General features: G+C 58.1%; 10 protein-coding genes. 1 reads left to right on the forward strand and 9 read right to left on the reverse strand.

The genetic code is table 11. The annotated features are described in order from the left end of the window. The first annotated feature begins 43 nt into the window (after positions 1 to 43). A complete protein-coding gene (locus tag AKL28_RS16610) occupies positions 44 to 976 on the forward strand; it encodes a LysR family transcriptional regulator (RefSeq protein WP_050469263.1) in 933 nt (310 codons plus the stop codon). Between the two features lie 35 nt (positions 977 to 1,011). Here the strand turns inward: AKL28_RS16610 and AKL28_RS16615 are convergent, their stop codons facing one another. The 9 genes from AKL28_RS16615 to AKL28_RS16655 all read right to left on the reverse strand — a co-directional run bounded on the left by AKL28_RS16615 (position 1,012) and on the right by AKL28_RS16655 (position 12,248). Beyond that, on the reverse strand, positions 1,012 to 1,710 hold the full coding sequence (locus AKL28_RS16615) for a TetR/AcrR family transcriptional regulator (RefSeq protein ID WP_050469264.1): 699 nt from the start codon (positions 1,708 to 1,710) through the stop codon (positions 1,012 to 1,014). A 332-nt stretch (positions 1,711 to 2,042) separates the two neighbouring features. After that, complete coding sequence (locus AKL28_RS16620) at positions 2,043 to 2,996, reverse strand: PDR/VanB family oxidoreductase (protein WP_050469265.1); 954 nt, start codon at positions 2,994 to 2,996, stop codon at positions 2,043 to 2,045. A 58-nt stretch (positions 2,997 to 3,054) separates the two neighbouring features. Then, positions 3,055 to 4,230, reverse strand: coding sequence for an ABC transporter substrate-binding protein (locus tag AKL28_RS16625; protein WP_050469266.1), 1,176 nt, complete (start codon positions 4,228 to 4,230; stop codon positions 3,055 to 3,057). A 38-nt stretch (positions 4,231 to 4,268) separates the two neighbouring features. Then, positions 4,269 to 5,342: an aromatic ring-hydroxylating dioxygenase subunit alpha gene (locus AKL28_RS16630; RefSeq protein ID WP_050469267.1), complete on the reverse strand. Its 1,074-nt coding sequence runs from the start codon at positions 5,340 to 5,342 to the stop codon at positions 4,269 to 4,271. A 425-nt stretch (positions 5,343 to 5,767) separates the two neighbouring features. After that, the gene (locus AKL28_RS16635) at positions 5,768 to 6,904 is read right to left on the reverse strand and encodes a porin (protein ID WP_050469268.1); all 1,137 of its coding nucleotides are present in this window, start codon (positions 6,902 to 6,904) and stop codon (positions 5,768 to 5,770) included. 153 nt (positions 6,905 to 7,057) lie between these two features. Beyond that, positions 7,058 to 8,437: a sensor histidine kinase gene (locus AKL28_RS16640; RefSeq protein WP_231602467.1), complete on the reverse strand. Its 1,380-nt coding sequence runs from the start codon at positions 8,435 to 8,437 to the stop codon at positions 7,058 to 7,060. After that, complete coding sequence (locus AKL28_RS16645; protein WP_050469269.1) at positions 8,430 to 9,107, reverse strand: response regulator; 678 nt, start codon at positions 9,105 to 9,107, stop codon at positions 8,430 to 8,432. Before AKL28_RS16645 ends, AKL28_RS16640 begins: the two co-directional genes overlap by 8 nt. Before the next feature lie 238 nt (positions 9,108 to 9,345). Beyond that, positions 9,346 to 11,223: a TRAP transporter large permease gene (locus AKL28_RS16650; protein WP_082221543.1), complete on the reverse strand. Its 1,878-nt coding sequence runs from the start codon at positions 11,221 to 11,223 to the stop codon at positions 9,346 to 9,348. Next, a complete protein-coding gene (locus AKL28_RS16655) occupies positions 11,220 to 12,248 on the reverse strand; it encodes a TRAP transporter substrate-binding protein (RefSeq protein WP_050469270.1) in 1,029 nt (342 codons plus the stop codon). Before AKL28_RS16655 ends, AKL28_RS16650 begins: the two co-directional genes overlap by 4 nt. Between the last annotated feature and the right edge of the window lie 135 nt (positions 12,249 to 12,383).

A 12,383-nucleotide genomic window follows, 5' to 3' on the forward strand; every position in this document is an offset into this window, starting at 1 on the left:
AATTTCAAAAATCACGAACGGTGATATTACTCAGGCGACTCCAATGGAACTCAAAGACATCGACCTTAACCTGCTGGTGGTCTTCAATCAGCTTCTGATCGATCGCCGGGTTTCGATTGTTGCCGAGAAACTTGGGCAGACTCAGCCGGCCATCAGCAATGCACTCAATAGACTGCGGCGCCATCTCGGGGATGAGCTGTTTCTGCGCACGTCCAAAGGCATGGAGCCAACATCGCTGTCGATCCAGCTGGCCGAGCCGATTGCCTATGCATTGAGCGCCATCCATAGCACGCTGAACCAACAAGCGCTATTCGATCCGGAACGAACCAGCCGGACCTTCACGATCGGGATGACGGATATTGGAGAGATTTACTTTCTTCCACGACTGATGGATGCTTTGGCCAGTATCGCTCCCAACATATCAATCAATACGGTGCGCAATACAGCCATCAATCTCAAGGATGGCATGGAGTCTGGTCACGTTGACCTGGCTGTGGGCTTACTTCCGCAGTTAAAGGCCGGCTTCTTTCAGCAACGTTTGTTTGAGCAAAAATATGTCTGCCTCCTGCGTCGCGGGCATTCGTTGGACAAGAAGAAGATGAGTGTGGAGGAGTTTTCTCAGGCAGAACACGTGATGGTGGTCGCCTCCGGCACTGGTCACGCCAAGCTTGATGACGCAATCGAACGGAAGGGAATCCGCAGAAATATACGATTGACCGTGCCGCATTTCGTGGCCGTCGGGCACATTCTCTCTACGACTAATATGATTGCGACCGTACCGGAACGGTATGCTCGCCAGTGCCTGGAGCCATTCAATCTGCGATTCTTAGAACATCCCGTGGCTTTGCCCGAAACCGGGATCAATGTCTTTTGGCATGCCAAATTTCACAAAGAGCCGGGGAACCAGTGGATGCGCAGGCTGATTTTCGATTTGTTCTCGGATAAGAAAAGCGCGGGCAATACCAAGAGCAAATGAGCTGCGGACAATGAATTCGCCGTTATCCCGGCCGCTTAGCGCTCACTTGTCGTTGACTTGATCAGTTTGACCCATTCCTTCAGGATCTGTTTGTAGTAGCTATCGTCATGGCGCCATAAGCGATTAATTGCCATGCCTCGCACCAGGTTCAGGGTCAAATTAAGTATCGACGTCGCCTGCTTATTGGATATTCCGGCTTCACGAAACACCTTGAGCCAGAGTTCATTTGTTGTATTGCGATAGTTCTGCATCACCGGCAGGATTTTTTCCATCAGATCCACATCGGTTCTGGCGACGATGATGACCTCCAATGCGGCAATAAAAGGCCAGTCAAAGTACACGCTCAAGCTATCTGCAATGAATCCTTCAATGGGGTCCTTAACAGCCTGTTTCGATTTCGCGACGCGTTGGCCACGCTCGATTGATACGTCGAAAACGGCGGCGGTTGCAGCCACCACGAGTTCTGCCTTGGAATTGAAGTGATGCATTAATGCACCATTCGAGAGACCTGAACGCGTGGCGACTTCCTTGGTTGTCAAGCCGGCGTATCCCTTTTCCATCAGGACTTCAATTGCCGCCGTCAACAAACGGTCCCGGGCTTCTCGCGTTCGGTCATTTTGCGTCCTGCGAGGCGGCTTCTTCGACACGCGGTTTTCCTCACTCTCCGGCATGGGCGCCAGAGTATTGGCTGCTTCTGCGTGCAGATTAAGCGAGGGAAAACTGGTAGAGGTCATGTTTGGCTTCAAAGTTACTTGCGTGCACTCATTATACTGCTCCAGGCACGCTTCTCCGCACGCGCGAGCGCGCTGGACGCGATTGCCGAAACGACTTGTTTGCCATGCCGGCGGCACGATACGTACGGCTGCGAAGCCGGCTCTATCCACGCATGCAAGATCTTTAGCCGAAGACTGGGAGCTTCTTTGACAACTCCAGAAAACCAAACCGGGATAGGGGAAAAATATAGAGAAAATTCTGATGCTTACATGGCGGGGACGCAGCCGGCACATGCCGGCCTTTGGGGACCTCTACAACATCATCCAGACAACTATCAGGCACTACGCCGTCTTCATAAATCCAGCACGAGAATTGACGACTTTGATCGAGAGCAGCATGGTGTGAACTGGTCCCCCCTGGCCCGTTCGTCGTCGCTCAGATACTGATCCCGATGATCCGGGATACCGTCGCATATCTTGGTCAGGCAGGTCCCGCAGATGCCCTGTTCGCATGAAACTGGAATCTCAATCCCCTTTCGCGCAAGCGCCTCAACCACGGTCTGATTGCCTGGAATCTCGACCATTTCACCGGTGCTTTTGATTCTGACGGCGAATGCATCGCCGTCTTCAGCCGGCGCGGCCGTAAATGCCTCATAGTGCAAATGCGCCCATCGGATCTGCTCGCATGTGTCCCGCACGTATTTGAGAAATCCCATGGGGCCACACGCATAGGCATGGGAATCCTCCGTTGCACGGCGCAATATGTCCGCCACAGAAGGCTTTTCCGTGGTTGTATCGTTGTCGAACCAGAACGAAACCTTTTCGCGCAATGGCGACTGCAGTATCAAATCGTGGAAGGCCGTCCTTTCAGCGCTACGGGCAAAATAATGCAGGTGAAACTTTGCATCTTGCGCCAGCAACTGCCACGCCATTGCCATCAGCGGAGTAACCCCGATGCCGCCAGCCAGCAAGACGACTTCATGGTTCCCTGAAGCCAGGTGAAACAGATTTCTCGGCTCCCCGATCTGCAATTCATCGCCCAAATCGACCAGTCCGTGCATCGCTTTAGACCCGCCCCGGGTGTTCGGGTCCAATAGAACGCATATTTGATACCTGTCTGTGCGCGCTGGATCATTGCATAACGAATATTGACGCACCAATCCGTTGGGCAGATAGACGTCGATATGCGATCCGGCGCTAAACGATGGCAATGCCTTGCCATCCATTCGTTCCAATTCAAAAAGGCAAATGTCCAATGCCGCCCGCCGCTTCTCGACGACACGAACCGAGATTGTTTTGCTAGTCATGAAGAAATACTCTGGGACGGAAGTTACGCCGTCCCGTCCAAAGTGAGAGAAATACCGGTTAATTCTTCAGAGGGCACTTATCGTGATAAGCGTCCTCCACCGATTTGAACGGCGTGGCCAGCGTTTTGAGGCTCAATCGGCCCTTTTCGTCTTTGGCCACTTCCAGGACGTGCATGTCCTGAATAGGGAAGTTGTTGTTATTGAACCGAAACGAACCGCGTACCGACTTGAAATCGGCCGCTTTGAGTGCTGCCATGAATGCGGGCTTGTCGGCGACATTCCCACCGACCTTCTTAATGGCAGACTCCAGCAGCTGTGCCGCGTCATAGCTTTGAGCCGCATAGTTCGATGGAATCCGGCCGTATTTCTTTTCGAATTCATCCACGAATCGCTTGCTTGCAGGAATGTCAATATCCGGACCCCAGAAACTGCCGCTCACCATGCCCAACGCATTGTCGCCAATGGAGGGAAGATTAATTGCATCCGCCACAAAGACCGACAGAAGCGGCACCTTCTTCATGAGGCCTGCTTGCGCATATTGTTTTGCAAAGCTAACGCCAAGCCCGCCAGGGAAGAAGGCAAATACGGCATCGGGCTTGGCAGAACTCACCTGAGAAATCTCTGCCGCAAAATCCAGCTGGTTCAGCTGCGTATAGAGCTCGTCGACGACCTCGCCTTTGTAGTGGCGTTTGAAACCTGCCAAGGTGTCCTTGCCGGCCTGGTAGTTTGGCGCCATTAACAGCACCCTCTTGTAACGCTGGTCGGACGCATATTTTCCGACCGCCTCGGCGGCCTGATCGCCCTGCCACGCAGTGATAAATTGATAGGGAGAGCATTGAGCACCGGCGATCTGTGAAGGCCCGGCATTAGAGCCGATGAGGAATACTTGCTGGTCCGTCACATACTTATGAACGGCCATCATGATGTTGGAGAAAGAGACGCCGGTGATGATTGGCACCTTCTCCTTTTCAATCAGGCGCCTTACCGCCTGATTTGCCACATCCGGTTTCAGCTGCGTGTCTTCCTTGATAACTTGAACCGGAACACCTCCCAACTTCCCGCCATTGCGTTCGACCACCAGCATGAAGCCGTCATATTGATCGCGGCCAATAGACGCCTGTGCCCCGGAAAGCTCGCCGATGAAACCGATCTTTATCGGCGTCTGGGCGCTGGCCGGTTGTAGCGTGGCCCCCACAAAAGCGACGATTGCCGCCACTTTCAGCTTATTCCACATCATTGTCTCCTTTTAGAATTATTGGCCCTGCAAATTGATCAGACCGAAGTCACCTGCTCCTTCTTCCCTGATTTCGCCTCAACGCTGCGCAGCTCCTCTTCCAGCATGCGCTCGAGCGCACGACGCATTCGCACCGGGCCGGCATCTACGCTCAAGAGTACCGGCTTCATGTCCCAGAAATTGGAATCGCCGAGGGCGGATTGCTGCGCATCCAGCATGGGCTTGTCCTGCTCCTCGAATGCGAAGCGTCGCAACTCCGCATACTGTGCCGCTTCGTCTTCCGACATCACGGTGCCGGATGGCAGCGCTGCGGCAAAGTGATAGTGGGTCGTACGTTCCGTTTCCGGAGTCAGGATGTGGACGCCGTAGTACCACCCTTTGTCTTCCCGCTCTCCGCCCGGAACATGCACGCCCGAGTCCAGGATGAAGCTGCTGGGCGGAATCCATCGCATGTTGGTCCACATATCGACGTGTTTGCCATCCCGCTTGTAGAGCATGTCAAAGATTCCTGGAACGCCAACGTTCGGCATCCAGCGGTTACACAGGATGTGCGTGCCCTCTTCCTTGACCACCTGATCGGCCCCTACCTGCTCCGGACTGCCGAGCAAACCATCGTGCAAGTATGTGATGTGGCTCAGATCCAGCAGGTTCTCAGCCATCAATTCATAGTTGGCGTTGATGTGGATATAGCCTCCGGTGCTGGTCCGGTAGCCGGAGTTCGGCTCCAGCACGCGGTAATCGGGGATTTGATCCGGATTAGCAATTTCGTCCCCCATCCAGATCCACAACATGCCGTGCTTTTCGTGCACCGGATACGAACGCACCTTGGCCGCAGCGGGAATTTTCCCGTCGCCATGCGGATTCTTGACGCATTTCCCTGAACAATCGAACTGCAATCCGTGGTATCCGCATTCGATTGCATCGCCACGGATCGTCCCGAGATGCAGGGGAATGAAGCGATGTGGGCAACGATCCTGGAGCGCCACGGGCTCCCCGTTCTGCTTGCGATAGAAAACCACTTGTTGGTCGAGCAGAGTGCGATGAAACATCTCGCCGGGCTTTACTTGCGCGTCCCAGCATGCGACATACCAAGCGTTCTTGATGAATGCCATTTGAAGTCTCCTGATGTGAATAATTATTTGTTTCAGAAATTCTACACCACAAAACAAACAGAGCAAGCGGTTTGCAAATTAATTTCGAATATTGGATTTCTGCCCCGCGTCGAGGACTTGCACTGTGGAGCCGCCAAAAAATGCGTCTATTTCCAAGAGAGGGGCATTGCACCGCAGCATAATCAACGCGAACGATGCTCCCCCCTATCGCTCCTCCATCCGGGAAATGGCCCACTGTTTACTCCTCTGCAAGGCAGAGGGAGTTCCATCCTCCGTATGGCTTGAACGGCCTGCATTTTCATACGCCATCGGATTCCGGGCGAGAAACAATGACGCCGCGAGCGATTTCAAACCACAAAAAAAAACGGCGCATTGTCCATGCGCCGCAACCTCAAAGAACTATTTCAAGCAAGGTGATGCCAGCGTCAGAAGCGGGTACGCATACCGACGCCCAGTTGGGTCTGATTCATGAAACCATTGGCCGACGAAACGCGATAGCCATCGGTCAGCTTCATGTAGTCGGCGGCAACGTACAGTTCAGTGCGCTTGGACAGGTGATAGAACATGGAGCCGTACACCGTCGTTTTCTTGCCGGAACCGGTGGCGGTGGCGGTGGATGCATCGGTATATGCATTCAAGGTTCCGCTGCCGTCGGCACTGTAGGCGGCATTGGTGGCCCGCATGACCTGGTAGCCGACCTCATAATCCATCACGCCTTGCGGAGTGAATTTCGCCGACACGGTCCAGGCATTGTCGGTACGCTTGCCCAGCACGCCTTGCTCCGCGGTGTAGTGAAAGTAACCGGCATTGAGTCGCGTGATGCCGAATATGTAGCTTCCGCCCAGGGAATACGATTTGTGCTTTTCCGTGGTGGCATTGAGTTTGTTGTTGGTGTTGGCCTCGTTGTAGAAACCGGAGACCACGTAGTTCGAACCGTTGTAGCCTAGCGCGAACGACTTGGTCGATCCGCTGTTGATGGAGCCGGCGACTTCGCCGAACTGGTAGCCGACGCCGGCCACCAGACCGTTATCGAACACCTTCTTCCACACCAGGCCGTTGTCGTAACGGGTACCCGTCGCGCTGCCGGCGTAGAAGATCATCTGCTTGAAGTTGTTGTTGTTGGTGAAGCCGCCTTCGCTGTAGCCGATCGCCTTCGAACCGTAGGCATCGCCATAGACCTGGGCGAAATCGCGCGCCAGGGTGTTCTGCCGGCCCAGGGTGACCTGGCCGAAGGTCTTCTTGTCTTGCAGGCCGACCCAGGAGTCGCGGTTGAAGAGCACGCCCGGAGTATCCATTTCACCGGTGCCGACCACGTATTCGGCTTCCAGCTTGAAGATGGCGCTCAAGCCGCCGCCCAGGTCTTCATTGCCCTTGAAGCCGATGCGGTTGCCGCTGAACCAGGCGGTCGAGATGCCGGTCAGCCTGGAGCCGTTCTTGTCGGCATTGTTCTGGGTGCTGATCGTGGCGTCGATCAAGCCATAGATGGTGACGCTGGATTGCGCATGGGCGCTGCCGGCTCCCAGCACGGCAAGCGCCGCCATTCCGGCAAGTTTGGTCTTCATAGGGTGGTCTCCAATATTTGAATTTGAATAAGCTGGATTGGCTGCAATCCAGTGGAGGCACTATAAAATTTCGAATCTTACGACCAGCTTTCATTCCCCCAGGACGCTGTGCGTTTTAAGCAACGCGGGCGCGTTCTGCCTCTGGACGAACCGTCAATGACCCGCAACCGGAATCGCGACAGTAACGATCAGGCCGCTATGGCCAGCGGGCGCCGACAGGACGACCTGGGCGCCGATGACCGCGGCGATCTCGGCCACGATGGCCAGCCCAAGGCCGGTTCCGTCGGCCTGGCTGGAACTGATGCGATAAAACCGCTCGAACACGCGCTGCCGTTCCTCGGCGGGAATCCCCGGTCCGTTATCCGCGACCATCAGGACGATCTTCGTTTCGTCCATGTCGAGCGAGGTGGTCACCACCCCGCCTCGCGGGGTGTAGCGCAAGGCGTTATCGACCAGGTTCGCGATCAGCTCGTGGTACATGCCGCCTTGGGCGGTAATGCTGCCATGCGCACAATCGAAGCCGAGGTCGATGCGCTTGTCCTGGGCGAACATGGCGAACTCTTCAAAGACTTCCTGCACCACCAGTACCAGGTCGACGTTATCCAGCATCGCGTCCTGGCGCCTGTCGCTGGCCGCTTCCGCGCCGGACAGCGACAGCAATTGATTGACCAGGCGGATGCCATGCTGCAGGGAGACTTTCATGGCGCGCAGCGCCACATCCTTGCCGGATGCATCATCGCTATGCAAGCCGTAATCGACCTGCGTGGCCAGCACGGTGATCGGCGTACGGAGTTGATGGGATGCGTTGGCGATGAAGCGGCTATGCGCGGCCATCTGCTTGTCCAGACGGACGACGTAGTGATTCACCGCATCGACGATGGGCACCAGCTCATCCGGGATATCGGCCCTGGAGAGCGGCTCGAGCGAATCCGGCTTGCGGTGCTGCATATGGTCCCGCAGCCGCATCGCGGGGGCCAGCGCGCTGCGCACGCCAAGCGCCAGCAGCACGGCGACGAACAGCAATATCAGCAAATGCTGCAGCACCGCATGCTCCCATATCCGGTCGGAAAAGATCTTGTGTGCGCGCAAGGTCTGCGCCACTTCGACGATGACCATCTCATCGTCGGGAGCGGTGATGACCGATTGCCCATAGGCTGAAACGCGGATTTTCTCGCCCCTGAATTCCGTGCTGAAGAAATACGAGGATTCCTGCCCCAGCTTCACCGCCGGCAACGGGAGGTCTTCGGAACCGGCCAGTAAATTGCCGCTGGCCGATGTGATCCGATAAAAGACCCGGTCATGCGCGCTGGACTGGAACAGTTCCAATGCCGACGGCGGGACCGGCACCAGGAATACGCCATCGTCATAGCGTATCTGTTCCGCGATGACGCGCGCCGAGCCCAACAGCAAGCGGTCGTGGGTCGCCGTGGCCATGTCGACCGCATTCCGGTAGGTGATCCAACTGCTGACAGCGACAAAAATGCCAAGCGGGAACAGCAGCCAAAGCAGGAGCTGGCTGCGCAGGCTAGTCAAGAGCGCTGCCTTGCTTGAGGATGTAGCCCAGGCCGCGCAGCGTCACGATCGCCACGTCGCTTTGCGCCAGTTTCTTGCGCAGCCGGTGGATATAGACCTCGATCGCTTCCGACGAAGCCGACTCGCTCATGGCGAACAAGGCGTCGGCGATCATCTTCTTGCTGACCGTCTTCCCCGACTTGAGCATGAGCGTCTCCAGCACCGAATGTTCGCGCGGCGGCAGCGCCAGCATGGCGGAGTCGATCGAGAATGTCCTGGTATTGCTGTCATAGCACAAGGAGCCGCACTGCCAATAGGGACTCGGATGCTGCTCCGAGCGGCGCAGCAATGCGCGCATCCTGGCTTCGAGCTCTTTGACGGAAAACGGCTTGCCGAGGTAGTCGTCAGCGCCTAGGTCCAGGCTCGCCACCCGGCCCTCGATGGAATTGTTGGCCGTCAGCATCAGCACCGGCACCTTGCCGGCGCGCGCCCGCAAGCGCCGGACGACTTCGTTCCCGCTGAGTTTGGGCAAGGAGATATCCAGCACGACCAGGTCGTACTGCTGTGTCAGCAACAAATGATCCGCGCCGTCCCCGTCGTAGACGCAATCGACGGAATAATTGCTGCGTTCGAACGTCAACGACAGCCAGTCCGCCAAGGGCCGATGATCTTCAGCCAAGAGAATGCGCATTTTGCCTCCGTCTTTATTGTTTTACGTCGCTGCCGCCGGGCAAACCGGACCCGCTTGCAGAAACGTGATTTTCGACGCTAGCAAAGAATACTTAGTAAAGACTTAGCGCACGGGATTCTTTCCCCTTTTTGCCTCTTTTCTTAAGAACGTCAGCGTTTTGACAGCCTGGATCGATAATTGAAAAGCAAGAAATGAAAACCGCAACGCCCGCATCAGCGGGCGTTGCGGTCAGGATGGATCAGAGGAAGCAGGTTGATATCGCGGGGATGAACGTAATCGCCACCAGCCCCACCAGCAACACGCCCAGATAAAGCCAGATGCGCTTGAGCGCGGTCTCCGGCGGTACCTGTCCGATGATGCAGGCGGCGTAGTAGCACAGGCCGAACGGCGGCGCGAACACGCCCAAACCCATCGCCAGGATCACGACCATCGCGTAGTGGATTTCATGGATGCCGAGCTGGTGCGCGACCGGGAACAGCAAAGGCGCAAAGAGCACGATGGCGGGAATCCCCTCCAGCACGCTGCCCAGCACGATGAACGCCACGATCGATACCAGCAGGAAGCCGGTCGCGCCGCCCGGCACATGGGTCATCATGGCGGCCAGGTCATGCGAGAAGCCCGACTGCGTCAAGGCCCATCCCATCGCGCTGGCGGCGCCGACGATGAACAGGATCGCTCCCGACAAGGCGGCGGTCTGCACCAGGATCGGCATGGCCATGCTCCACTTCAGGCTGCCCCGGTAAATCAGCAAGCCGACGATGAGCGAATAGGCGATGCCGATGGTCGAGACCTCGGTCGCGGTTGCCACGCCTTCGACCACGGCAGTGCGGATCACGAACGGCAGCAGCAATGCCGGCAGTGCGATGGCAAAGGTGCGCAGCACGTGCTTGACGGGAGCGCGCGCGGTTTCCACATGGTCGCTGCCGGCGCGCCACCAGGCCACGACGGCCAGCACCACGGCCAGCACGATCGCCGGGAGGATGCCGGCGGTAAACAGCGCCGCGATCGAGATGCCGGTCATCGAGGCGATTGCGATCAGCACCAGCGACGGTGGGATGGTTTCGCTCATCGCGCCGGAGGCGGCCAGCAGCGAAATCAATTCGCTGTCCTGCACGCCGCGCTTGCGCATTTCTGGAAACAGCACCGGCGCCACGGCGGCCATGTCGGCGGTCTTCGATCCGGAAATGCCCGACACCAGCAGCATCGCTCCCAACAGCACGTACGACATGCCGCCGCGTACGTGGCCGACCAGCGAGGCCAGGAATTCGACCATCACGCGCGCCAGGCCGGTGGCGTGCACCAGTTGACCCAGCAGGACGAACATCGGCACGGCCAGCAGGATCAGGCTGCTCATGCCCTCATCCATGCGGCCGACCACGATCACCAGCGGCGTCGAGGTGGTACACAGCAAATAAGCGCTGGTGGCGATCGCAAAGGCGAAGGCAATCGGCGCGCCGGCCATCACTGCCACGCCCAGCATGCCGAGGAAGAATACCGGCAGCGCCTGCTGCCCCATCCCCGCCAGCGCCGGCGCGGCCAGGTAGCAGCCGCCGGCAACCAGTGCGAGCAGCACCGCCACGCTGGCCACATCGCGCTTGCCATGCTGCAGCAAGCGCAGCACGCAGCTGGCGAGCGCAACCACGAAGCCGGCCGGCAAGGCCAGCGCGCGCACCATGCCGCTCCATCCCAGCGCGGGCGTTTCGACGAAGCCCTGGTCTTCCACGTAATCGAAGCTAGGATGCAGCACCATCGCCAGCAGCACCAGCGTGACGCCGATGGCCAGCGTTTCGGCCCAGACCTGGGCGCGCGGCGGCAGCTTGGACACAAAGAAGGTCAGCCGCATGTGGCAGTTCTTCTGCACGGCCAGCGCCGCCCCCAGCATGGCCAGCCACAGGAACAGGATGGACGCCAGCTCATCGCTCCATATCAGCGAACTGTGCAGCACCGAGCGTGCGACGATCCCGGCCATCAGGATCGTCACCTCGGCCACCAGCACCGTCGCCGCCAGCGTCTCGACCGTCTTCTGCAGCCAATGCTGGCAGGCGTCGATCAGGCTGCGAGGGGCATCATGCGTCTCCATCGCGGCGCCCTGGCTCATGCTGTGGACCGCACTCATGTCATCTTCCCGACGACGGATTCCAACGCGGCCCACGGCGCGGCGCCGAACTTGTCTTTCCATTCCTTGTAGAACCCGGCGTCGGCCAGCGCCTTGCGGAAGGCGTCGCGGTTGGCGGTGTCGAAGATGATGCCCTTCTTGATGAGCTGTTCCTTGAGCGAGGTGTTGAGCTGTTCGACATCGCCGCGCTGCTCGACGCTGGCGCGGTCGAATTCGCGGCGCACGATCGCCTTCAGGTCGTCCGGCAAATTGTTGAATGCACGGCGGTTGCCCAGCAGCCAGAACGGGTCCCAGATGTGGTTGGTCTGGCTGATGTATTTCTGCACTTCGTACAACTTGCCGGCGTCGATAGCGACCAGGCCGTTTTCCTGCCCGTCCACCAGCTTGGTTTGCAGCGCCGTGTACAGCTCGTTGAAGTTGATCGAGGTCGGATTGGCGCCGAGCGCCTTGAACAGCGAGGTGAACATGGGCGACACCGGCACGCGGATGCGGTAGCCCTGCAGGTCGGCCGGGGTCTTGATCGGCTTGGAGGTCGACGAGATCTGGCGGAAGCTGTTGTCGGCCGCTTTTGAAACCGACACGATGCCGCTCTTGTCGATCTGCGCGCGGATGATCTTGCCCAGCTCGCCATCCACGCTGGACCACACTTGCTGGTAATCGGAATAGGTGAAGCCGACATTGGTGATGGCCGCCAGCGGCACCACGGTCGACAGCACCGAGCCGGCAATGTTGAGGAATTCGACGCCGCCGGTGCGCACCTGGGTCAGCAGGTCGGTGTCGGAGCCCAATTGGCTGGCCGGGAAGAAACGGATGTCCAGCCGGCCCGAGCTGGCTTCGCGGATGCGGTCGGTGGCCTGCTTGAGGCGGGCGTTGATCGGCTGGTCGAGCGACTGGCCGGTGGCCAGCTTGTAGCTGAATTCGGCGGCGCGTGCCGGCTTGCTCCAGATCGTCACCAGTGGCAAGGCTGCTGCTGCTGCCAGGACGGAACGGCGCGACACGCCGCGCGGCGGGTTGGTTTTGCTCATGCTTTGTCTCCAATTTTTATGTGTCGGAGGAGTGCCGCCTGCCGGTTGAACCGGGCTGGCGGCCATGTCCTGAAAGTGCAGCTCTGTGGCTGCTAAGAACCTGTTTGTGATCGCACCGGGAATTGGGCAAATGTC

It is taken from the genome of Herbaspirillum chlorophenolicum (assembly GCF_001189955.1).
GTDB lineage: Bacteria > Pseudomonadota > Gammaproteobacteria > Burkholderiales > Burkholderiaceae_D > Herbaspirillum > Herbaspirillum chlorophenolicum.

Bases quoted from the DNA above. Each gene is read 5' to 3' on its own strand.
- AKL28_RS16650 (WP_082221543.1), bottom strand. From the start codon at position 11,223: ATGAGTGCGGTCCACAGCATGAGCCAGGGCGCCGCGATGGAGACGCAT.
- AKL28_RS16655 (WP_050469270.1), bottom strand. From the start codon at position 12,248: ATGAGCAAAACCAACCCGCCGCGCGGCGTGTCGCGCCGTTCCGTCCTG.
- AKL28_RS16635 (WP_050469268.1), bottom strand. From the start codon at position 6,904: ATGAAGACCAAACTTGCCGGAATGGCGGCGCTTGCCGTGCTGGGAGCC.
- AKL28_RS16630 (WP_050469267.1), bottom strand. From the start codon at position 5,342: ATGGCATTCATCAAGAACGCTTGGTATGTCGCATGCTGGGACGCGCAA.
- AKL28_RS16610 (WP_050469263.1), top strand. From the start codon at position 44: ATGGAACTCAAAGACATCGACCTTAACCTGCTGGTGGTCTTCAATCAG.
- AKL28_RS16615 (WP_050469264.1), bottom strand. From the start codon at position 1,710: ATGACCTCTACCAGTTTTCCCTCGCTTAATCTGCACGCAGAAGCAGCC.
- AKL28_RS16645 (WP_050469269.1), bottom strand. From the start codon at position 9,107: ATGCGCATTCTCTTGGCTGAAGATCATCGGCCCTTGGCGGACTGGCTG.
- AKL28_RS16620 (WP_050469265.1), bottom strand. From the start codon at position 2,996: ATGACTAGCAAAACAATCTCGGTTCGTGTCGTCGAGAAGCGGCGGGCG.
- AKL28_RS16625 (WP_050469266.1), bottom strand. From the start codon at position 4,230: ATGTGGAATAAGCTGAAAGTGGCGGCAATCGTCGCTTTTGTGGGGGCC.